This is a genomic window from Roseibacillus ishigakijimensis (genome assembly GCF_016595415.1).
Taxonomy (GTDB): domain Bacteria; phylum Verrucomicrobiota; class Verrucomicrobiia; order Verrucomicrobiales; family Akkermansiaceae; genus Roseibacillus; species Roseibacillus ishigakijimensis.
Window position 1 is genome coordinate 65346 of sequence record NZ_JAENIO010000014.1, and the last position, 21579, is coordinate 86924.

General features: G+C 59.5%; 18 protein-coding genes. 9 read left to right on the top strand and 9 right to left on the bottom strand.

From position 1 onward, the window contains the following. Positions 1-56: 56 nt before the first annotated feature. The 6 genes from JIN78_RS07370 to JIN78_RS07395 all read left to right on the top strand — a co-directional run bounded on the left by JIN78_RS07370 (position 57) and on the right by JIN78_RS07395 (position 7503). Entirely contained in the window at positions 57-2372 is a 2316-nt protein-coding gene (locus tag JIN78_RS07370) for a TonB-dependent hemoglobin/transferrin/lactoferrin family receptor (RefSeq protein ID WP_200391306.1), read from the top strand. A 5-nt stretch (positions 2373-2377) separates the two neighbouring features. Continuing rightward, on the top strand, positions 2378-3217 hold the full coding sequence (locus JIN78_RS07375; protein ID WP_200391307.1) for a DNRLRE domain-containing protein: 840 nt from the start codon (positions 2378-2380) through the stop codon (positions 3215-3217). A gap of 79 nt (positions 3218-3296) precedes the next feature. Continuing rightward, positions 3297-3755, top strand: a complete 459-nt coding sequence (locus JIN78_RS07380; protein WP_200391308.1) for a superoxide dismutase [Ni] — start codon at positions 3297-3299, stop codon at positions 3753-3755. 265 nt (positions 3756-4020) lie between these two features. Next, positions 4021-5322, top strand: a complete 1302-nt coding sequence (locus JIN78_RS07385; RefSeq protein ID WP_234037859.1) for an ammonium transporter — start codon at positions 4021-4023, stop codon at positions 5320-5322. A 110-nt stretch (positions 5323-5432) separates the two neighbouring features. Continuing rightward, positions 5433-6158, top strand: a complete 726-nt coding sequence (locus JIN78_RS07390; RefSeq protein WP_307832986.1) for a type III pantothenate kinase — start codon at positions 5433-5435, stop codon at positions 6156-6158. 22 nt (positions 6159-6180) lie between these two features. Continuing rightward, positions 6181-7503 carry a CCA tRNA nucleotidyltransferase gene (locus JIN78_RS07395; protein WP_200391309.1) on the top strand — a complete coding sequence of 441 codons (1323 nt, stop codon included), beginning with the start codon at positions 6181-6183 and terminating at the stop codon, positions 7501-7503. Here JIN78_RS07395 and JIN78_RS07400 read toward each other — a convergent pair. The 7 genes from JIN78_RS07400 to nusA all read right to left on the bottom strand — a co-directional run bounded on the left by JIN78_RS07400 (position 7500) and on the right by nusA (position 16041). Next, entirely contained in the window at positions 7500-8789 is a 1290-nt protein-coding gene (locus tag JIN78_RS07400; RefSeq protein ID WP_200391310.1) for a PEP-CTERM sorting domain-containing protein, read from the bottom strand. The two genes, JIN78_RS07395 and JIN78_RS07400, sit on opposite strands and share 4 nt — an antisense overlap. Positions 8790-8964: 175 nt before the next feature. Beyond that, complete coding sequence (locus JIN78_RS07405) at positions 8965-10320, bottom strand: alkaline phosphatase family protein (RefSeq protein ID WP_200391311.1); 1356 nt, start codon at positions 10318-10320, stop codon at positions 8965-8967. Continuing rightward, complete coding sequence (locus tag JIN78_RS07410) at positions 10320-11477, bottom strand: 3-dehydroquinate synthase (protein ID WP_200391312.1); 1158 nt, start codon at positions 11475-11477, stop codon at positions 10320-10322. The genes JIN78_RS07405 and JIN78_RS07410 overlap by 1 nt, the downstream gene beginning before the upstream one ends. Before the next feature lie 84 nt (positions 11478-11561). After that, positions 11562-12077, bottom strand: a complete 516-nt coding sequence (locus tag JIN78_RS07415) for a GYF domain-containing protein (protein ID WP_200391313.1) — start codon at positions 12075-12077, stop codon at positions 11562-11564. A 6-nt stretch (positions 12078-12083) separates the two neighbouring features. Further along, positions 12084-12446, bottom strand: coding sequence for a 30S ribosome-binding factor RbfA (gene rbfA / locus JIN78_RS07420; protein WP_200391314.1), 363 nt, complete (start codon positions 12444-12446; stop codon positions 12084-12086). A gap of 49 nt (positions 12447-12495) precedes the next feature. After that, positions 12496-14643, bottom strand: a complete 2148-nt coding sequence (infB, locus tag JIN78_RS07425) for a translation initiation factor IF-2 (RefSeq protein WP_200391315.1) — start codon at positions 14641-14643, stop codon at positions 12496-12498. A 39-nt stretch (positions 14644-14682) separates the two neighbouring features. Next, the gene (gene nusA, locus JIN78_RS07430) at positions 14683-16041 is read right to left on the bottom strand and encodes a transcription termination factor NusA (RefSeq protein ID WP_200391316.1); all 1359 of its coding nucleotides are present in this window, start codon (positions 16039-16041) and stop codon (positions 14683-14685) included. A 166-nt stretch (positions 16042-16207) separates the two neighbouring features. Here nusA and JIN78_RS07435 point away from each other — a divergent pair, with 166 nt between their 5' ends. Then, on the top strand, positions 16208-16876 hold the full coding sequence (locus JIN78_RS07435) for an HAD-IA family hydrolase (RefSeq protein ID WP_200391317.1): 669 nt from the start codon (positions 16208-16210) through the stop codon (positions 16874-16876). A 58-nt stretch (positions 16877-16934) separates the two neighbouring features. Here the strand turns inward: JIN78_RS07435 and JIN78_RS07440 are convergent, their stop codons facing one another. Then, positions 16935-17762, bottom strand: coding sequence for a hypothetical protein (locus JIN78_RS07440; RefSeq protein ID WP_200391318.1), 828 nt, complete (start codon positions 17760-17762; stop codon positions 16935-16937). A gap of 37 nt (positions 17763-17799) precedes the next feature. Beyond that, positions 17800-18567: a hypothetical protein gene (locus tag JIN78_RS07445; RefSeq protein ID WP_200391319.1), complete on the bottom strand. Its 768-nt coding sequence runs from the start codon at positions 18565-18567 to the stop codon at positions 17800-17802. 151 nt (positions 18568-18718) lie between these two features. Between JIN78_RS07445 and JIN78_RS07450 the strand changes: the two genes are divergently transcribed. Together JIN78_RS07450 and JIN78_RS07455 are read left to right on the top strand one after the other, a co-directional pair. After that, a complete protein-coding gene (locus tag JIN78_RS07450) occupies positions 18719-20464 on the top strand; it encodes an ABC transporter ATP-binding protein (RefSeq protein ID WP_200391320.1) in 1746 nt (581 codons plus the stop codon). Positions 20465-20509: 45 nt separating this feature from the next. Further along, entirely contained in the window at positions 20510-21292 is a 783-nt protein-coding gene (locus JIN78_RS07455) for a class I SAM-dependent methyltransferase (RefSeq protein ID WP_200391321.1), read from the top strand. Positions 21293-21579 lie beyond the last annotated feature (287 nt).

A 21579-nucleotide genomic window follows, 5' to 3' on the forward strand; every position in this document is an offset into this window, starting at 1 on the left:
CCGCGGCCACCGTTCGCCGGTCCGGGGAGCCCGTCCCCTCAATCCAAACCCACTCCATGCGCTTCTCCGCTCCTTTCCTCCTCCTCGCCCCCGTGGCCTACTGTCTCCCAGGCTTCGCCATTGCGCCCCTACACGCCCAGGCAGAAGCCGCTCCAGAGAAGGAGGAAGTGCGGGAACTGGCGGATTCCGTGGTCACCGCCAGCAACCTCCGCGAGACGGCCTGGCTCGCCGCCCCCGGCTCGGTGGGTCAGACCTCGGCCCGGGACCTGGTGCGGATGGGAGCCAGCGATCTGGCAGGCCTGGCGACCTACGATCCCACCGTGAACCTGCCCTTCGACTTTGCCAGCGGTGATGGCGCCTATGCCTATGGGCAGTCGGGTTACGGCTCCATCAACATCCGCGGGATGGAAGGCAACCGCATCACCATCGAACTGGACGGCGTGCGCCAGCCTCCGCAATACCTTTCCACGTCCTTCGATCCCAACTCCGACGAAGGAGCCGGTGGGGTGGGCCGCGATTACTTCGATCCGGCCATGTTCGAAATGATCGAAGTTCTCAAGGGCGGTGGCAGTGCGCTCTACGGCAGCGATGCCCTGGGCGGGGTGGTCTCCCTGCGCACCCCCGATGCCGAGCATTTCTTGCAGGGAAAAGACTGGGGCAGCCTTGTCCGCAGCCAATATTTCTCCCGCAATGAAGGCCGCGCCACCCAGATTGGGGGAGCTCTGCGCCACCGGAACTCGACAGCGCTGGTCCTTTATGGCGGCCGCTGGGGAGAGGAAACGGAGAACAACGGCAGGCTCGCGCCCAATCCCGGCGACCTGGAATCCCATGCCGGCTTGGTCAAACTGGAGCACGACTTCGCCGACCACTCCCTGCGCTTTACCTGGGAATCCTACCAGCGCGAGACCTTTATCAATGCCCGCAGCGCAGCGGAATCCTCTTTCTCCCCGATCTACAATGACTATGTCCACAACACCCAGCTCCTCGATCGACAGCGGGTGGGCGTGCGGTGGAATTACGATCCCCAGCTGCCTCTCCTGGACTCACTGGAGAGTCACCTCTACTGGCAAGAGGCGGGCTCGCAAAGCGATAGCCAAATGCGCTCTCGCCCCGTGATGGTCGGCGGAAATCCGCTCCCGGGCACGGAACTGCGCCGCGACCAGACCATCATCTTCGACACCCGCATCCTGGGAGCCTCCACCACCGCCCGACAGCACTGGAGCGGCCCCTGGAACAGTGAACACTCTTTCACCACAGGTCTAAGCTATTCCTTGGAAACAGGCGAGAATGTCTTTCAACGCCGCGACCAGGTAGGCACTGGCACCCCTCTTGCCTCCGACCGCATCTCCATGGCCCCTGCCGACACCACCCGCGTGGGTCTCTTTTTCCAAGATGAGATCGAGCTGGGAGCCTTTTCCCTCACCCCGGGGCTCCGTCTCGACTGGCACTCCATCTCCTATCAGGCCGACCGCGCTTACAACGATCGGCTCGCCGATCTCATCAATACCGAGTATGAGGGCCCCGCCGACTACGACAATTTTTCCCTCGCGCCCCGCCTCACCCTCTCCTGGCGCCCCAACGATTATTGGCAAAGCTACCTCAGCTACTCCCATGGCGTGCGCAATCCCTCGGCGGAAGAGCTCTCCATGATCTTCGACCATCCCGACGTCTCGGGCGACTCCACTGGCAGCCAAACCGTGCCCAATCCGGACCTGGAGGAGGAAAAAAGCCACTCCTTCGAGTGGGGCCTCAAGGGCGAGGGTGAGCTCGGCCGGGTCCATCTCGCCACCTTCTACACCGCCTACGACGACTTCGTGGACCGCAATTTCTTCGTGGGCCAAAACAGCGAGGGGAAAAACATCTACACCGCCGAGAATGTGGGTGAAGCCACCATCTACGGGCTGGAACTCAACGGAGTCCTCGAGCTGGGAGCCCTTTCCCCCGCAGCCGAGGGCTGGACCTTGGGAGGCGCGGCCGGTCTGGTGCGGGGGCGCAATGAGCGCAAGGACGAACCCCTCAACTCCGTCGACCCCCTGCAAGTGATCGGCTACCTCGGCTACGAAGACCCCGCCGAGCGCTTTGGCCTGCGCCTGACCGGCACCTGGACGGATCAAGTCCGCCGGGTGGATGACACCACCGGCCAGGGAGAGTTCTTTCGCCCTCCCTCCTGGACCACCGTCGACCTAGGCCTCTGGTGGCAAGCCAGCGAGAACCTCACCCTCCATGCCGGGGTGCACAATCTCTTTGACGAAAAATACTGGGCCTGGGGCTCGGTGCGACGCGGCGGAGGTCACCTCGGCGGCAACCACATCACCGATCGGACCACCGCTCCGGGGCGAAACTTCAGCCTCTCCGCCACTTTGACGTTTTAAGAAAAATGAAAGCATCCCACCCTTCTTTCATCCTCGGCAGCTTCCTCACCCTCCCCCTCGCCGCCGAGCCTCTCGTCCTCATCGCCAGTCAGGACAGCGATGTCTATGGCTTCACCGGCCGACCGACCAGCAGCCTCACCACCCTGGGGGTCAGCAACAGCGGCCCCGGCGAGCCCCACTCCCAACGGAGCCTCCTCCAATTCGACTTCACAGACCTCTTCCTGAGAGGAGCAGAAGTCGGCCGCGCAACCCTGCGCCTCTACCTCACCGAGCCCGACCCGGAACGCGGGACCCTCCTCCCCGGCGTAGTGGAAATCCTCCGCCAAAATACCGCCTGGACCGAAAGCGGCCTCACCTGGCCCCACCTCGATGCAGTCGAGTCCCATGGCAGCTTCTACGTGGCCGCGGAACAGGCCGACAGCTGGGTCGAGTTCGATCTCACCTCCTTGGTCAAAGTCTGGGTCAGTGGGGAAAGCGCGAATCACGGCCTGCAATTGCGGGCCAAAGACCTCGAAGGCCCCTCCGCGACCGAGGCCTCCCTCAATCTGACCTTCCTTTCCCGCGAAGTCCCCGGCTACGCCCCCCAGCTCGTGATCGAGGCAGCCGCCCCCGAGCCCCCGCAGCTGACCCTGCAGCCCACTGGAGACACCCTCACCCTGTTCTGGCCTGCAGACTCTCCCTGGACCCTGCAGACAAGCCCCGACCTCTCTCCCCTCTCCTGGCAAACGGTGGAGGCCACCCCCACGACCAATGGGGATCGACACGAACTCACCCTTCCCCGCCCGGACGGCACCCGCTTCTACCGCTTGCAAGCTCCCGCCACCCCGGACGATCCCCAAAGCTAGCTCCCGCAGGAAAGGGGAAGGAGTGTTTTTCACTCTCCTCCCTTGCAAGGAAAGAGGTCCGCACTAGGATACCCACGCTATGAAAAACGTACTCTTTAGCTCCCTCGCTGCCCTCTCCTTCCTCGCCGCCAACCCCGCCGGGGCCCACTGCCAGATCCCCTGTGGCATTTACGACGACAACAACGTGCTCCAGTCCATGCACACCGACTTCGTCACCATTGAGAAAGCGAGCAAGACCATTCTGGAGTTGCAGGCCGATCCTTCCGAGAACGCCCACCAGCTAACCCGCTGGATCATGAACAAGGAGTCCCATGCCCAGTCCATTCAGGAAAAAGTGCTCAACTACTTCCTCGCCCAACGCCTCAAGCCCGCCACCGATGAAGCCGGCATGAAGGAATACAACGAAAAGCTGCAAACTTGCCACGCAGTGATCGTCGCCGCCATGAAGTGCAAGCAAAGCACCGACGCCGAAGCGGTGGAATCCCTCCACAAAGAGCTTCACAAATTCGAGCAACTCTTCGCAGAAAAAAGCGAATAACTTCTCACTTATTAAACACTTTCGCCTAAACCCTTCCCGGTTCCGGGAGGGGTCTTTTTTTGGCCCACGAGCGCTCCCCTCCTCTTCCTTCCACCCGAAAAACGACCGCGAAGAAACCCTAAATCACTCATGAAAAACGTCATAAAACAGAAATAGGATTCTGGCACGCCTGCTGCTTTTCTCGGAATCGACTCAAAAAACCAGTCGAACTAACACCATGATATCCCTAAAAACAAAACTCCCGTGGCTCGTTGCTCCTTTGGCAATGATGGGCACAGCCTTTGGGCAGGAACAAGATGCCGACTACGTGTCGATGGTCGAAGCGCAAGGTGATGCCGCCTACGCCTTTGACTTCTTCACCACCTCCATGCTTTGGACCTGTATTGCTGCGGCAATGGTCTTCATCATGCACTTGGGCTTCGCCACTTTGGAGGCTGGCCTGACGCAGCGGAAGAACACCGTCAACATCCTGTTCAAAAACGTCTGGATCATCAGCATCGGCCTCCTCACCTATGCCCTGATGGGATTCAACACCCATTACCCGGTCGACAGCTGGCAGATTCCTGGCATTCTGGGTATCAATGGCCCCATCAGCGGAGCCTTAGGTGGTGGCGAGAACGACACCTTCGCCTACGGCGGCACCGCCTTGGCCATGACTGCTTACGGTGACTTCATCTTCCAAGCCATGTTTGCGGCTACGGCGGCAACCATCGTCTCCGGCGCCGTTGCCGAGCGGGTCAAACTGACTTCCTTCATGATCTACTCCACCATTCTGGTGGCTGTCGGATACACCGTGGCCGGTTCCTGGCACTGGGGTGGCGGCTGGCTCTCCTCCCTTTCCACTCCCTTCAAAGACTTCGCCGGTTCCACCGTGGTGCACGGCTTCGGTGGTGCGGCTGCTCTCGCTGCCGTTCTCATCCTCGGACCACGTCGCGGCAAGTTCACTGCTGCGGGCGTGAAGCCCATCCTTCCCCACAACCTGCCCCTCGCGGCAATCGGAGTCTTCCTCCTCTTCTTCGGTTGGTTCGGCTTCAACGGCGGTTCCGTTCTCTCCGCAGCTCCCGGTCCTCTTGGTCTCGTCTTCGTGACCACGGCTCTTGCGGCTGCTGCCGGCGCCTTGACCTCCATCTTCACCGCCATGATTGTCCTCAAGAAGCCTGACCTCTCCATGGCTCTCAACGGTATCCTCGCCGGTTTGGTGAGCATCACCGCTGGTGCTGACGTGGTCGGCCCCTGGCAGGCAGTCATCATGGGTGCCGTTGGTGGTATCCTGGTGGTCTTCTCCATCATCTTCTTCGACAAAATCAAAATCGACGACCCGGTGGGAGCCATCTCGGTTCACGGTGTCTGCGGTATCTGGGGAACCATCTCGCTGGCCTTCTTCAACACCGAGTTCAGCATCGTCTCCCAGCTGATTGGAGTGGTGGGCGTCTACGCTTTCGCCTTCGTCTTCTCCTTCGCTCTCTTCTTCATCATCAAGCTCATCATGGGTGTGCGGGTAGACGAAGAGGAAGAAGTGGCTGGCCTCGATGTCGCCGAGCACGGAGCTCCCGCTTACACCGAGTAAGCACCGACCTTTTCCTACTTGTTGCTTGTAAAAGCGGCCGGGCAACCGGCCGCTTTTTTCTTTTTGCTCCCCAGGCTCTTTCCCCCTATCCCTCCGTCATCCACCTCCTCATCGACAATTCCAACACCCGCACCAAGTTCGCCCTCGCGGACGGCTCCACCCTCCTTCCCTGGCGAGCCATGGTGCCCACGGCGGATCTCAGTCCCGCCAGCATCCTCGCCGCCCTTCCCACAGAGACCCTCCACCAGGTCACCATCTGCTCGGTGGTGCCCGCCAAAGGCCGCCTGTTGGCGGAAACCCTCCGCCAACAGGGTCTTCCCTGTCATCAGGTCAGCTCCCAGAGCCAGCTGCCCATCGCCATCGACTATCCCCATCCCCGCCAGATTGGTGCCGATCGGCTGGCCAATGCCGCGGCCGTTGCCCCGCTCACCCGCCCCGCCATCGTCATCGACTTCGGCACCGCCGTGACCTTTGACGTCATTTCCCAACAAGACGAAGGCACCTACCTCGGCGGCGTCATCGCCCCCGGCCTAGGCGCCCTGCGCAACGACCTCCACCAACGCACCGCCCTCCTCCCCCGCGTCGACCTCAGCGAGCCTCCCAGCGCCATCGGCAAGTCCACCGAGCACGCCATGCAAGTAGGTGCCGTCATCGGCTACCGGGGCCTGATCCGCGAAATTCTGCAAGCCCTCAAGGCCGAGCTCGCCGAGGAGGCTGAAATCCATGCCACGGGAGGAGACGCCGCCCTCATCGCCGCCAAGATGCCGGAAATCAGCCAGGTCAACGAGCAGCTCACTCTCGAAGGCATCCTCAAAATCGGCTTGCTCAACTCCTAAGCCCCCGGCGTAATAGCCGTCCATGGCCGACCTCAAACAGACCGCCCGGCGAGTGGCCCACCGCCTCCTCGAGGCCGGACACGAAACCTACTTCGCCGGTGGTTGCGTGCGCGACCAGCTCCTCGGGCAAGAACCCAAGGATTACGACCTCGCCACCAGCGCCACCCCCGACGAGGTGCAGGCCCTTTTCAAAAACACCAATGCCATTGGCGCTCACTTCGGCGTCATCCTGGTCAAGGAAAAGGGCCATCACCTCGAGGTCGCTACCTTCCGCCACGACGGCTCCTACCGCGACGGCCGCCGCCCGGATTCCGTCACCTTCACCAATGCCCGCGAGGATGCCCGGCGGCGAGATTTCACCATCAACGGACTCTTCCAGCACCCCCTCACCGGGGCCATCGAAGACTACGTGGGCGGGCAAGAAGATTTGGAAAAAAAGGTCCTCCGCGCCATTGGGGATCCCGCGCAACGCTTTCAAGAAGACGCTCTCCGCCTTCTGCGCGCGGTGCGCTTCGCCGTGCGCACCGGCTTCACCATCGAGGAAGTCACCTGGCAAGCGATGCAGGAGCACGCCCCCCTCCTGGCGCGTATCTCTCCCGAGCGCATCCGGGACGAATTTTCCCGCATCCTCACTGACTGCCATCGCGCCCACGGGCTCCAGCTCCTGCTCGACTCCGGTCTCCTCGGGCACTTCCTCCCCGAAGCGCTTCCCCTCGTCGGTTGCGAGCAACCGCCGCAATGGCATCCCGAGGGCGACGTCTACAATCACACCAAAATCGCTCTCGACCTCCTCCCCGACGACGCCCCGCTGGAACTTTGTCTGGGCGTCCTCCTTCACGATATCGGCAAGCCGCCCACTTACAGTTGGGATGAGAAAGACCAGCGCATCCGCTTCTCCGGCCACGACGCCGTGGGCGCGGAGATGAGCGAGGAAATCCTGCGCCGTCTCCGCTACTCCAACGAGACCATCGCCCGGGTGCGCGAGATGGTCGCCCGCCACATGCACTTCATGCACGTGCAGGAAATGCGCACCGCCAAGCTCAAGCGCTTCATGGCCCGCCCCACCTTTCCGCTCGAGCTCCAGCTCCACAAGGTTGACTGCGAATCCTCCAACGGCTTCAGCGACAACTACGAGTTTTTGCGGAAAAAGCAGGAAGAATTCGCCAACGAGCCCATCATCCCCAAGCCCCTCGTCACCGGCCGCGACCTCATCGCCCGGGGACTGCAGCCAGGCCCCGAATTCGGCACCATTTTGGAAGAAATCCAGACCCGGCAACTGGAGGGCGAGCTCAAAACCCGCGAGGAAGGCCTGCGCCTGCTGCAACAACTCCTTCCCTCCGCCTAACGGCGACGACGGCCCAGGAACACGCCACCCAACAGAGTCAACAAGGCAACCGAAGGTTCGGGAATGATGGAAACGAAGTCGTTGCTCCAAGCAAAACCGTAATCCTGCCCCCCCGTATCGGAGCTGATGACGAGGGCATAAGTCCCTTCACTCAAACCTTCGGAGAAAAGATGTTCCACGTTGTCAACAGTGCTCACACTCTCATCAAGCAGCGAGCCAAGGGCGAATCCAGTAGTGGTGAAAAGCTGCACATCCAAATTCGCCAGCGTTGAGGAGTAGGTTCCCAAAAATTCCTCCACCTCACGGTCCCAGGTCAAGGTCGCGGTCAAGGTCGAGACCACATCGGCCGGAACTTCAAAGTGATAAACCCGGGATTCGCTGGCCGAGGCCTCCGCAAAGTCCCAGCCATCGGCAGCAACCAGGGAGGAAGCGCTCGCCGCTTCTTCCCCCGCCATGAGATTGAGGTAGGATCGCTCGATATTGAGCTCCCCCGCGCCATAGACCGGATCCAATGGCTGGGTGGGAGTGCGACTCCATGTCGCAGAAAAATCCGCTTCGTCCTTGGTTGCTCCATTGAGCAGCAGGGCCTTGATCACTTCATGATTGAGCGCGTTGCCATGGCCTGCCCCATCGGCTGCTTCCAGCAACAGCGCGGCCGCTCCAGAGACGGTCCCGGTCGCCCAACTGGTCTGCGAGGCCGGTGTGACTAGATGAGGCCGCGCCCGACCGGCCCCATCAATGCTCGTCGCTCCCGTGGCATGGCTGCCATCGGAAACCCCCACCGAAATTCCGTTGTAGGCGGAACTCATCAAATGGCGGTCCGCTCCATTATTCACCCCCACCACCATGACATAGTCGTCCCGCGAAATGGCGTAATCGGCCCTCCGGAGAATCTCCACATTGCTACTGCTGGTTTCCGATTGCCCGACCCAGCTGTGGTTCTGCACCGCACTAGTTTCCACCTCGGGAACAGGATTCCCGATCACACCAAAATTGAGCCCTCCCCCTCCCAGCCAATGATTGACCTCGTAGGCCACAATCTCGCTCCCACTGGCGGAGGTCCCCGCTTGCGGCGCCAGAGAATCCGGCCCGTAGGCGTAACGACCCACCGTGGTGGCATGTGAGCTCACGGCCGGACTGCCATTGGGAAAGACAAAATCCTTTCCCGTAAAGGCACCCGTATTCGGGCTATAATCTCCAGAGCCAGTGGGTGCTTCCACTTGCGTCACGGAAATCCCCGAACCCGTTGGCAAAGCCCCGCCCAAGAGGGACTCGAGGGAACTCAAGCCAATGTCATTCTTAGCCGCCACCCCCAATTGCGCGACAGCCGGGACTGTGAAAAGAAGCGAGCTAGAGAAAAAAACAGCGACACGGATAGTATTCACTATGTCATCTGCTAACAGATTTCATCGTCTGTCAACGTTTCAATCCTCTAACAAATCTTGCCAGCCGGGCACCCGCCTACTCCGCCGCCAGACAGCGCCCCTGCAGATAGGAAAAAACGTCCTCGGCCTGCTTCACGTCTCCACACCCCGTCCCAATGAGCACGGGCTGCTCCGCCGCCCCCACCCGATCGCGGCCGTGGGAACCTCTCACCAGGGTGGCATCGAGCGGGATGACATCGAGGAGGCCCCGCAGACCAAGTTTCTTCTTGGCCAAAAAGGCGGCCACTTTCAGCTGGGGAAACTTGAGCTCTGGATCAATGAAGAGCTCCGCCGGATCATAGCCCGGCTTGCGATGAATATCGATGGTGCGCGCGAAGTCCGGCGCCACCGCATCATCCAGCCAATAGTAGTAAGTGAACCAAGCCTTCTCCGTCGCCACCGCCACCAAATCACCCCCGCGCTCGCCGCCCACTCCGCTCCAATTTTCACGCACTTCTTCCACTCCCGCCGTGGAGGCCACCAGCTCGCGCACCTCTTCCTTGAGAGCGGGATCATTGAGATAAATATGGGCTACCTGGTGATCCGCGACCGCAAAGACCCGGCTCGCCCCACAATCAAGCTGCTCCAGGCCGAGCTCATCCTTGATGGTGAGCCAGCCTTTTTCCCGAAAAAGCCGATTGAGGTGAATGGGTTGGTCCACTGCCGAGATCCCGTATTCAGAGAGTACGACCACCTCGATGCCGCGTCCTTCTAGGAAAGGAATCAAATCCGCCAAAACCTCATCGATGGCCTCGATCTCTGGCTCGGTCTCTGGGGCTCCGGGACCGTATTTCTGCAAACTGTAGTCGAGATGGGGCAAGTAAACGAGATTGAGTTCAGGCTCTTCGCGCTCCTCAATCCACTTGGCCGAATCGGCGATCCAGCGAGAAGAAGGAATTCCCGCCCGGGGTCCCCAGAAGGAAGGAAAGGGGAAATCCCCCAGCTTTTTTTTCACTTCATCACGCAAGGCGAGCGGATGAGCGTAAACGTCGAAGACCTTGCGCCCATCGGCGGGATACATCGGCCGCGGCGTCATGGAGAACTCCGCGCTGGAATACATGTTATACCACCAGAACCATTTCGCGCAGCGGAAGCCGGGGCGCTCGCGACGCAAGGCTTCCCAGAGCTTTTCGCCCTTCACGAGGTGATTGCTCTGTTTCCAGAACTTCACCTCCGCCGCTTCGCGGTCATACCAGCCGTTGCCCACGATGCCATGCTCGGCGACCGGCTTTCCCGTCAGGTAAGAGGACTGCGCGGTGCAAGTGACGGCAGGAAAAGCTGGGGGGAAGGAAACGCGGTCACGCTTCCCGGCCCAGCTCTTCAAAAAAGGCATCCCCTGCAGCTCGCGCTCACAGAGGCCGACGACATTGAGAACGGCTAATCGCTGACTCATCACACACAGGCACAGGCTCGCTCTTGCAACTCCTGGAGACAGCGCTCGAGGATATCCTCATCCATCTCGTGGACCTCGATTCCCTCCCCCGGGGCCCGCAGGAGCAAAATAGTCAGCTGTCCGCCCAGATGCTCGCGAAACTCCTCCAGTCCGGCAAAGACCTCCCGCTCTCCCGCCGCATTGCGAGCCTCGTAGAAGTCACTCCACAAAGGGAGATTGAGAGTCTCCAGAAGAGTGAGAATGCTCTCACCCTCCTCGGCCGCCAGGTAGCCCTTTTTCACCGAATAGAGGCAATCCAAGGCCAGCCCGATCGCCACCGCGCGGGCATGGCTCAGTTCAAAATCACTTATCTGCTCCAGTTTATGGGCGGCCCAGTGACCGAAATCCAGCGGACGACTACTGCCCGACTCGAAAGGGTCTCCCCCCTGCGCAATGTGGCTGGCGTGCAGCACGGCCGACCGCTCCACCGCCCGCTCAAGAGTGGCCGGGTCCAGGGAAGCCAGGGCCTCGGCATGATCCTTGAGCCAGCAAAAGAACTCGCCATCTTTGACCAAGGCCACCTTCACCGCCTCGACCAAGCCATCGCTCCGCACCTCGGCAGGCTGGGTGTGGAGAAAGTCGAAATCGTTGACCACCGCGTAGGGCACGGCGAAGGCGCCCATGAAATTCTTTTTGCCGTATTTGTTGATCCCGGACTTCACCCCCACCCCGCTGTCATCCTGGGAAAGAGTGGTGGTGGGAAAACGGACCAAGCGAACGCCCCGGTGGACGGTGGCGGCAGCAAAGCCAATGGCATCAAGAAAGGCCCCTCCTCCGATCGCAAAAACGTAGGAATGGCGGTCGATCCCCGCCTCCGCAATGGCATCACAGGCCGTTTGGTAGACCCGATCATCCACTTTGCAGACCTCGCCTCCGGGCAATTGCCGCAAGCCCCGGAAGTCCAGACACGGGATGGAAGCAATCTTATCCGCCACCCGCTGTGCCAAATCCGGAAAAACCGGTGCCAGGTCTTCTTCCACAAAAACAAAAACCCGGCTCACGCGCCCTCCGGGCTCCCGCAGCAGTTCCGCCAATACCGTGCTTCCAAGCCCGAAAACATCCCGCTCGAAAAGAATTCGATGGCGGAAAGTCAGGGGAATATCAAAGTCATACCTCATTTCGTGTCGGACAATTTAACGCCTCTTACGCGCTCTGACCACTGGTTCTTGTGGGAAAAGGCACCTCTTTTGCGAGTGACTGTCCTAGGCGTTCCAAGCACCCACCCCCACTGCGATAAGCCCGAAGAGGATGGGGGCGAAATTCAGAACGAGGGTGGTGTAGCCGAGGATAAGCCCAGCCAGGGCGAGACCATCGCCACTCTGCGGATAAGACGAATCGCGAATCTGCGTTCGAGCCAAATGGCCGCATATCACGGCGGGCACCGCCAGCACAAAGCCAAAACACATCAGCAAAGCCAGGATTCCGGAAATTCCCAGAATGAGACTGGCCAGGGCCATGCCATTTTGCGGCGCCACCCCCACTCCGGGAGCGCCCGGCGAGGGAGCGATGGAAGGAGAAGAGACCTGATAGGGATTGCCAGGCCCGCCCTGTCCGGGGCCACTCGCAAATTCCGCTACTTGGCCCAAAGGCGTCCAATCCGCCATCCCCTGCCGCCAAACCAAGGTCGTGGCCGAGACCTCGCCGACTTCCCGAAGCTCAGCCAGCCGGGCGGCCTCGATGGGACCCTGCTGGGTGCCATTCTTCTCGTAATACCACATTGGCTTCTACTTTTGCTCGGGTGATTCCCCGGCGGTGGGCAAGCGATCGACTTCCTCCAGGAGATTGACGATGTCCACTCCCCGCTCGGCCGAAGCATCGTGACGGAAGGAAAGCACGGGGGTGTTGCGCAGCTTCACCCGTTTCATGACTTTGCTTTGAATAAGACCGTGTTTGCGAGCCAACTTTTCCAAGACGGGTTCCGGATCCCCGCCCAAAATGCCGACCCAAACTTTCGCCTCGCGGAGGTCTTTGGTCACTTCCACCGCATTGATGGAGACCAACTGACCTTTCCACTCGAAATCCTTTTGGACGACGGCTGAAATCTCCCGCTTGAGGAGTTCATCGACACGTTGCAGACGTTGGGACATGATCTGAGAATAGCCCGTCTCGCGACGGGCGCAATGCGGAAGTCATTTCCTAGAGTTCGACCGGAAGAGTCTCGATGTTGTAGCACTCGATGATATCTCCTTCTTCGTATTCGTTGAAGGAGCCGAGGCGAATACCGCACTCGATGCCCTGCTTGACTTCCTCCACTTCGTCGGTGAAGCGACGCAAGGTCGACATCTTGCCATCGTAGACCGGGGTGCGATCGCGCATCACCCGGGCGTGGGCGGTGCGGGTCACTTTGCCATTGGTCACCAGACAGCCGGCTGCGCGGCCACGCTTGACCTTGAAGACCTGCTTGACCTCGGCGTGACCAAGAATCTTTTCGCGGGTCTCGGGGACCAGCAAGCCCAGCATGGCCTCCCGGACCTGATCGAGCAGCTCGTAAATAACGGAGTAGAGCTTGATCTGCACATCCTCGGCCTTCGCCACTTTGACCGCCTTGCTCTCCACCTTGGTATTGAAGCCGAGCACCACCGCATCGGAGGAGCTGGCCAGAAGGATGTCGGACTCGCTGATGGCGCCAGTGGCGGCATGCAGGAACTTCACGTTCACTTTATCGGACTCGATTTCCTCCACCGCTTGCTGGATGGCCTGCACCGAGCCCTGCACGTCGGCCCGAAGAATGAGATTGAGAGTGGTCTTTTCCCCGGTCTGCACGAAGGACAACATGTCCTCCATGCGGCTCTTCTTGGGACGAACCAAACGCTCCTGGCGGCGTTCATGGAGGCGCTCGTCGCTGAGCTTCTTAGCCGCGCGCTCGGACTCCATCTCGACCAGCTCATCTCCCACGTGGGGTGCTTCCGAGAAGCCGAGAACCTCGACCGGACAACCGGGCAAGACTTCCTGCACCTGCTCGCCGCGGTCGTTGATGAGGGATTTCACCTTGCCCGAATAGGGACCACAGATGAAGGGCTGGCCCACCTTGAGAGTGCCATTCTCGACAATCACGGTGGCGGTGGCCCCTTTACCCGCTTGGATCTGAGATTCGATCACGATGGCACGGGCGTTGGCGCGGGGATTGGCCTTGAGCTCGAGCACTTCCGCCTGCAGAGCCATCAGCTCAAGCAGTTCATCCATTCCTTGCCCCGTAGAAGCCGAAACTTCTAGGCAATCGATATCACCCCCGAAGTCCACCGGAGTCAATTCGTGCTCCATGAGCTGGGTCTTGACCCGGGTCGGGTCCGCCGCCGGCAGATCACACTTGTTGATCGCGACAATGATGGTTTTGTCGGCCGCCTTGGCGTGACTGATCGCCTCGCGGGTCTGAGGCATGATGCCATCGTCAGCCGCGATAACGAGCACGATAATGTCGGTCACATCCGCGCCCCGCGCCCGCATGGACGAGAAAACAGCGTGGCCGGGAGTATCGATGAAAGTGACGGAACGATCCCCGTGGTCGACCTGATAAGCTCCCACGTGCTGGGTGATGCCACCCGCCTCACCGGAAGTCACCCGCGATTGACGCAGGTAATCGAGGAGAGACGTTTTGCCGTGGTCGACGTGTCCCATGAAGGTGATGATGGGAGCGCGCAGGACCATCTTGTCCTCGGGCTCCTCTTCTTCGGGCTCGGGCTCTTCGATGACTTCTTCCACCTTGTGGACACCGCCTCCTTTTTCCCGCTTCTCCCGCTCGAAGACAAAGCCGTGCGCCTCACAAACCTTCTCCGCGATCTCGGGCTCGATGGCTTGCTTGGGGCTGACAAAAACTTCCAGGGCGATGAGATCCTTCATGATCTCAAAGCCCTTCAAGCCCATGCGCTCGGCCAGCTCCTCCACAATGATGGGAGGTTTGAGGGTGATGCGCTTGTCATCAGCAGCGGGGGACTCTTCCCCTGCGGCCTCCACTGGCACCGCCGCTTCCTCCTCTTTGACTTCCTCGCGGGCCGCCTTCTCAGTGGGAGTCAGCTCGGCATCCGCTTTAATCTTTGAAATGGGAGCGAGGATATCCTTCCCCGACTTGCGGGTTTTCTTGATCGCAGACTTGGGAGCATCGTCATCGCCAATGCCCAGGTCGAGAGCACCTTTCTTCTGCTGCTCCACGGTCGGCTCGGCGGCCTCGGCTGCAGCTTGCTTCTCACGCTGCCGTTCGCGGCGTGATTTCTTGGGAGCCTGATCCTCTTCCAAGAGGCTCAGCACTTTCTTCTTTTTCGTTTCTTTCGATTTTCCGTCGTCTGCCATGCAATAATTCTTTCGTTTTCACCGCTCGTTCCCGGGGGTTCACTCCGCGTCGCTTGACGCGTCTTTTTCCTCCTCCGAAGAAGCGGTTTCGCCACTATTTTCCTCGGTGGCCACAGAGTCCGGAGTAGAATCCTGGCCTTGTCCGAGCTTGTTCTGAGCTTTGCCAAGGATTTCCTCGGCCAAAGCACGGTCGCCATCCAAAGCGGCTTCGAGATACTCCACGGGCATCTGGGTGACCAGTTCCACGGTCGCTCCCCCGGCGCGGAAGAGCTTGTCAGCAGCCACCGGATCGACCCCCAAATCCTCAGCCAAAGTCAAAGCCGCACCAGCGACCCGAGCCTCGAATTTCTCGTGCTGGGACTCATCCTTGCGCACCTGCACATCCCACCCCACCAATTTGGAGGTCAGGCGGGCATTCTGTCCCCGCCGCCCGATGGCTTTGCTCAAATCTTCCTCGTCCACGGTCAGATGGATGACTTTGTTCTCCTCATCCACCTGAAAGCTGCGAATGACGGCGGGCTTGAGAGCATCGGCAACGAATTCCTGCAGATTGTCACTCCAGCGAATGATGTCGACCTTCTCGTTGTTCAATTCCCGCACGATATTCTTCACCCGCGCACCCCGCAGACCCACGCAGGCACCCACTGGGTCCACGTTCTCGTCGTTGGTTCCCACCGCCACCTTGGTGCGGTAGCCAGCCTCGCGGGCGATGGCCTTGAGCTCGACCGTGCGGTCGGAAATCTCCGCCACCTCGGCCTCGAACAATCGCCGCACAAAGGCTGGATGGCTGCGGGAGAGAATGATTTCAGGACCACGCGAGTCGTTGTCGACCGCCACCACATAGCAGCGGATGCGGTCACCCACGTTGTAATCCTCGGTGGAAACCCGTTCCCGGGAAGGCATGCGGGCCTCGAACTTGCCCAAATCAATCATCACATCGTTTTTCTCAAAACGACGCACCGAACCACTCACGATATCACCGGCCCGGTCCTTGAACTCGTCATACATCATCTCCTTCTCGGCCAAGCGGAGACGCTGCATCATGGTCTGTTTGGCGGTTTGCACCGCAATGCGCCCGAAGTTCTTGGGCGTGACATTGAACTCCATCCGGTCTCCGGGCTCTGCATCCGGCTTACGTTTACGAGCCAAGCTGAGGGGCACCTCGTTGAATTTATCCTCATGCTCTTCGTCTTCCACGACCAGCAGATCGGCGAAAATTTTCGTCTCCCCTTTCTTGGTATCGATCTCGGCACGAAGGGTTTCAATAGCATCCGCGCCCGGCACCATGCGACGGTAGGCCGAGGTGAAAGCATATTCCAAAGCCTCGACCACTCGCTCGCGAGTGATGGCTTTTTCCCGTTCGTAAAAATCGATGAGGGCAACGATGTCGTTGGTCATAAGGTCTCGAGGTTGACCTCTTGAGACAGAAAAGAGCGGGTCCGTAGAACCCACCCTTGGCCACTTCAAGAGATGTCTTCGGGCGAAGTCTTACGGGTGCCAACCCCGCAAAGCAAGTGCGAAATCCCCTCTGGCCCTTCCCGGAAAAAATGGACAAGCTGAATTCATGCCTCTGGAAGCCCTCTTTCTCGATGCCGCCGGCACCCTTTTCGACCTTGCCGAACCTGTGGAGGAAACCTACGCCCGAGTGGGCCGCCAATGGGGCCTCACCCTCTGCCAAACCCAGCTGCGGGATAACTTCGCCCAGGCCTTCCGCTCCTTGCCCGAGCCCCGTTACCACGACCAATGGGATGGCCACGCCAGCGAAACCGCCTGGTGGCGGGACCTCGTCCTCACCGTCACCGGGCTCCCTGATAACCAGACCTTTGAAAATTATTTTAACACTCTCTTCGCAAACTACGAGCGGGCCGAGGCCTGGCGCCTCTTTCCCGAAACGGTTGACTTTCTCAGCCGAGCCCGCGGGCGCTTCCGGCTAGCAGTGGTTTCCAATTTCGACCGCAGACTGCACACCATTCTGCAAGAGTTGGCACTCACCCCTTACTTCGAGTGCGTGATCACCTCCGCCGAGGCACGGGCGCGCAAGCCCAATCAAAAAATCTTCCAACACGCGCTGAGCGCGATGAATCTCAAGGCCAATCAAGTCTTCCACCTCGGGGATTCTCATCAAGCCGACTTCCAGGGAGCCCGGTTGGCAGGTCTCGCCAGTGGCCTTCTTTCCCGGCAGGAGGGAGAATCCCTCAATACCCATTGGGCGCGTCTCATCGCAGAAGACTAAGCACAAAAAAGACGGCAGGGGTCACCTGCCGTCTTCTTAAAATTGCTATCGGGAAAACTCAGTTGGAAGCAGGAGTCTCCAAAGTCACCCGGTCCCCGGTGCGAACCCGCTGACCCGGCTTGAGACTGTCTTGCACGATGTTGCAGATAGTTTGGGTGGGCTCAATGGCGTGAACCTTGAGGCGAGCCACCAAAGTATTGCCACGGCTCACGAGGAGCTGGCTGGTTTCCTCGATGTTGGAATTGTTGGCGCCCCGATTGACGATGACAAAACCATACTCATTGGAAACAGCAGAGACGGAAGCGGACACTCCATTGTTGGCGATACGCTCCTTCACCTTACCCAGGCGCTCCTGCAAGTTCTCCTTGCGGCTGGAAGCTTGGTTGACAGCCTCGCCAGCTTGCGCGGCCAAACGGGTCTTCTCATCCAGTTCTTCTTCCAATTGCTTGCGCTGGTTTTCCAAATCCTCGATGTAACCGACCACGGCGTCGACGTTAAGATTGGAACCCGCTCCGGGCACCATTTCACGGATCAACACTTCGGCTTCGTTGATGGCACCCCGGATTTTGGCCAAGTCAGCATCATAGCCTTCGATTTCGGCTTCCAGCTTGCCAAGGGAAGATTTGAGGCCGTTTTCTTTGGAAGCTTCGTTCTCCAAGCTGGCCGAGGTTTCGTTGCGAGCGTCGACGGCGACTTTCTTCTCGTCTTTGGCGACTTCGATTTCCTCACCCTTTTCGTCAATATTATCCGAAAGAGTGTTGTTCTGAGAGAAGAGCTCGATGGTCTCATTCTTGGCAGTCTCCAGCTTGCCTTTGGTCGAGAAACCAAAGAAAGCGGCCGCTCCAGCAAGGAGAATGGTGAGCGCGTAAAAAACGTTCTTAATCATGGTTGTGTGTGCAGGTTAAAGCTTGGAAAAATTCGATTTAGTTGGAAGCGGCTTTCACTTGGTCGCCCACGCGGACGGTAGTTCCCTCGAAAGAATCGGGAATGATGCTCGCGGCAGCGGTGGAAGGCTCGGTGCCAGTCACCCGCAGCTTGCCAATGACGGAGCCATCCCGCACCACGGAGAGTTCGGAATCGCGCACGATACCTGCATTGTCACCCCCGGAGAGAATCACGAAACCAAGGTCGGTCACCACGCGGGTCACCCGTGCACTCAAGTTCGGGTCGGATTGCTTTTCCGAATAACGCTTGAGCACTTCGGAAAGAGCGGCATTCTGAGTGCTCAAGGAGCCATTGAGAGCCGTGCGGGTTTCAATCTCGGTGTCTTTGAGAAGAACTTCTCCCTTCAAGGTCGCCAAGTCGGTGCCCAGTTTTTCGAGCTTGTCCTTGAGGTCATCGAGATTACCGAAACGCTGCAGTTTTTCTTCCCCTTCTTCCACTTCAGCCTTCTTGGTCTCGACCACGCTCTGCTTGTCTTCGATGTCAGACTCCAGCTTCTTGTTGGTCGCCAGCTGAGTTTCCAACTCGGTGGAAAGAGACGCATTTTCCTCGTTGGCGGCAGTGGTGTCGTCCTGCAGGCCTGCAAGCTCCGTCTTCCGTTCTTCGAAGGTGTTTTTGTTTCGTTCCAATGTCAGCTCTTCATTACTCAGCATGTCGCGCTGATTCTCAAGAGCACTCTTGTTCTTGAAGCCGAAAAAAGCGGCTACTGCCAAGACCAATGCTGCAATAATTCCAAAAGCGTTTGCCATAACGTGTGTGTGCGTTTTCGGATGATCGATTATCAATCGCCCGTGATTTAGCCACTCTAGGGAGAATCCCCCCCACTCGACAATAGAAAAATGTCCTGAAAGATCACGCGTCTTTACAAAAGCCAGATCCTGCGCCTAGGTCCCGCCGTTCATGAACTCCGTCCTCCGCGTCTTTTCTTACCTCAAACGCTATCCGGGCCTTGCGGCGGCGCAACTGTTTTGCGCGTCGGTGATGGCCCTCTCAGTCATCGTTTTCCCCTCCATCGCGGGCTTCGTCACCGATACCATTCTCCCCGACCCCGCTCGCCACGATGAGCTCCTCTTCTGGGTCCTCCTAGGGTTGGGAGGCTTCTTTCTCAAGGACCTCCTCAATTGCGGCCGCATTTTGGTCAACAATCACTTCGAACAAAATGTGATCTACGACATTCGCTCCGATCTCTATCGCAAGATTCAGAATCTGCCCTTGCGCTGGTTCGATTCCCGTCGCACCGGGGACATCATGACCCGGGTGGCGGAGGACGTGACCTCCATGGAGCGGGTGCTCATCGACGGCATTGAGTTGGGCCTGGTCTCCACCATCCAGCTTCTGGCCGTGGGCACGGTGATGTATGTGATCAATTGGCAAGTGGGACTCTGGGCCAGCCTGCCCATTCCCTTCCTCATTCTAGGAGCCTGGATCTATTCCAAGGACGCCCGCCACCGCCACCGGGCCCAGCGCGATGCCACCTCGGACCTCAACTCCCTCCTGCACGACAACATTTCCGGCATCCGGCAAATCAAGTCCTACGCCGCAGAGGCCGACGAGCACGAGAACTTCAACTCTTTGTCAGAAAAAGTGCGCCAAGCCACCCTGCGCCTGATGCGCTGGTGGGCGGTCTACAACCCCTCCATGTCCTTCGTGCAAATGCTCGGCTACTCCCTGGTCCTCTACTTCGGGGGCCGGGCGGTGCTGGCCGGCACAATGGACGTCGGCGACCTGGTCACTTACTTCCTCCTCCTTTCTCTTTTCTACGATCCCATCAGCAATCTGCGCCAACTCAACCAGCTCTTCCTCTCCTCGCGGGCAGCGGCGGACCGGGTCTTCGATATTCTCGATTCCGAAGATGAGCCCAATAAGAAGGGTGCCCCCCGTTTGCCGGACGACTTTGCCGCGCGGGTGGAATTCCGCGATCTTTCCTTCGCTTACGAAGCGGGCGACGCCGACAGCCCCACTCTAACGGACCTCAATTTGCAAGCTCTTCCCGGCGAAACCGTAGCGCTGGTGGGCCCCACGGGAGCGGGCAAGTCGACCATCGTGAATCTTCTGCCGCGCTTCTACCATTACCAGAAGGGAAGCATCCTCATTGACGGCCATGAACTGAAGGACCTCGACAAGTCCTCCCTGCGCGAGAAAATCGGCTACGTGACCCAAGAAGCCTTTCTCTTCAACGGCACGGTGCGGCAAAACCTCCTCCTCGCTCGCCGCGAGGCCAGCGATGAACAACTCTGGACCGCCCTCGATCACGCTTGTTGCAAGTCCTTTGTGGAAGCCCTCCCCCAAGGCCTGGATACCAATGTGGGTGAGCGCGGGGTCAAGCTCTCGGGCGGCGAGAAACAACGGCTCTCCATCGCGCGCGCCCTCCTCAAAGACCCACCCATCCTTCTCCTCGACGAAGCCACCGCCAGTGTGGACACCGAGACCGAGCACCTCATCCAGAAGGCTCTCGACCGGCTGATGGAGAACCGCACCGTGTTCGTGATCGCCCACCGCCTCTCCACCATCAAGAACGCCGACCGCATCTACGTCCTCGATCAAGGTCGTGTCGTCGAAAAGGGCACCCACGAAGAACTTCTCGCCCTAGGAGGTCTTTACAGCGAGCTTTCTAAAAAGTCCTTTCTCGATGAAGAGCCCGCCTGAAGATAAGGGTGGTCCCCCGCTTGGGAACTTGGCAGGGTGAGAGGCATGAAACCCGCTTTCACCGGAGTCCTCATCGCCGGACTCGTCCTCGTGCTCGCTCTGGCAGGCACCTTGTTTTTCCAGCTGGAGCCCAGCTCGTCTTCATCGACTGAGGACAAATCCTCCCAAAGCGCGCCCCTCCGCCCGGAGGCCTACACCTTTGCCCCGGCCTCCCCCGATGGCATCGGAAAATTCTATCTTGGGCGCGAGATCGCCCGCGTGATGGGGCACGAGGGCATCGGCTGGCTGGAGCGCGACAATCGCGAAGAGGAGGAGGCTCCCTCAGAAGCCATCGATTCCCTGGGCATCGAGCCTGACCACGTCATTGCCGATATCGGGGCGGGCTCGGGCTACTACACCTTCCGCCTCGCCCCTCTCGTGCCCGAGGGGCGCGTCATCGCCGTCGACATCCAACCCGAGATGATCGACTTCCTCACCCACCGGGCCCAAGGCTCGGGGGTGCGCAACGTGCAGCCTCACCTCAGCACCATCGACTCATTGGAGCTTCCCCCTGCCTCGGTGGATGTCGCCCTCATGGTCGATGTCTACCATGAGTTCTCCCACCCGGTGGAAATGCTGGCCTCCATCTACCGCACCCTGCGCCCCGGGGGCCGCATCTTCCTGCTCGAATACCGGGCCGAGGATGAGAACGTGCCCATCAAGCCCCTCCACAAAATGTCAGAAGAGCAAGCCATCCGCGAACTCTCCGCAGCCGGCTTTCACCACCAAAAGACCCTCCGCCATCTCCCCTGGCAACACTTGATGATTTTCGAGAAAAAAGCCCCATGAACTCCTGGAGCGACCTCCCGGCACTCCGAGAAAATCACCATCGGGACTGAAAATGGGTCTCCTCACGCAAGCGATCCTCTTCCGCAAAACTATCTGAGACCGCCCCCGTCCAATCCGTGACTCCAATCTTGACCCTAACAGGCCATTCGCGTCAACTTAAGCTGCAATTCATTGAAAACGAGCAAAATAAATAGAAAACAACTCGCTTTTTCCTTGACTAGGCGAGGTCGCCGGCAAGCTCGGTGTGCTAAAGACTTTACCCACCGACGCCTCACATTCATTCTCCT

What these genes read in the sequence shown, in the direction of transcription:
- infB (WP_200391315.1), bottom strand. Translation starts at nt 14,643, where the DNA reads ATGGCAGACGACGGAAAATCGAAAGAAACGAAAAAGAAGAAAGTGCTG.
- JIN78_RS07435 (WP_200391317.1), top strand. Translation starts at nt 16,208, where the DNA reads ATGCCTCTGGAAGCCCTCTTTCTCGATGCCGCCGGCACCCTTTTCGAC.
- rbfA (WP_200391314.1), bottom strand. Translation starts at nt 12,446, where the DNA reads ATGTCCCAACGTCTGCAACGTGTCGATGAACTCCTCAAGCGGGAGATT.
- JIN78_RS07410 (WP_200391312.1), bottom strand. Translation starts at nt 11,477, where the DNA reads ATGAGGTATGACTTTGATATTCCCCTGACTTTCCGCCATCGAATTCTT.
- JIN78_RS07395 (WP_200391309.1), top strand. Translation starts at nt 6,181, where the DNA reads ATGGCCGACCTCAAACAGACCGCCCGGCGAGTGGCCCACCGCCTCCTC.
- JIN78_RS07440 (WP_200391318.1), bottom strand. Translation starts at nt 17,762, where the DNA reads ATGATTAAGAACGTTTTTTACGCGCTCACCATTCTCCTTGCTGGAGCG.
- JIN78_RS07445 (WP_200391319.1), bottom strand. Translation starts at nt 18,567, where the DNA reads ATGGCAAACGCTTTTGGAATTATTGCAGCATTGGTCTTGGCAGTAGCC.
- nusA (WP_200391316.1), bottom strand. Translation starts at nt 16,041, where the DNA reads ATGACCAACGACATCGTTGCCCTCATCGATTTTTACGAACGGGAAAAA.
- JIN78_RS07385 (WP_234037859.1), top strand. Translation starts at nt 4,021, where the DNA reads ATGATGGGCACAGCCTTTGGGCAGGAACAAGATGCCGACTACGTGTCG.
- JIN78_RS07370 (WP_200391306.1), top strand. Translation starts at nt 57, where the DNA reads ATGCGCTTCTCCGCTCCTTTCCTCCTCCTCGCCCCCGTGGCCTACTGT.
- JIN78_RS07380 (WP_200391308.1), top strand. Translation starts at nt 3,297, where the DNA reads ATGAAAAACGTACTCTTTAGCTCCCTCGCTGCCCTCTCCTTCCTCGCC.
- JIN78_RS07415 (WP_200391313.1), bottom strand. Translation starts at nt 12,077, where the DNA reads ATGTGGTATTACGAGAAGAATGGCACCCAGCAGGGTCCCATCGAGGCC.
- JIN78_RS07375 (WP_200391307.1), top strand. Translation starts at nt 2,378, where the DNA reads ATGAAAGCATCCCACCCTTCTTTCATCCTCGGCAGCTTCCTCACCCTC.
- JIN78_RS07405 (WP_200391311.1), bottom strand. Translation starts at nt 10,320, where the DNA reads ATGAGTCAGCGATTAGCCGTTCTCAATGTCGTCGGCCTCTGTGAGCGC.
- JIN78_RS07450 (WP_200391320.1), top strand. Translation starts at nt 18,719, where the DNA reads ATGAACTCCGTCCTCCGCGTCTTTTCTTACCTCAAACGCTATCCGGGC.
- JIN78_RS07455 (WP_200391321.1), top strand. Translation starts at nt 20,510, where the DNA reads ATGAAACCCGCTTTCACCGGAGTCCTCATCGCCGGACTCGTCCTCGTG.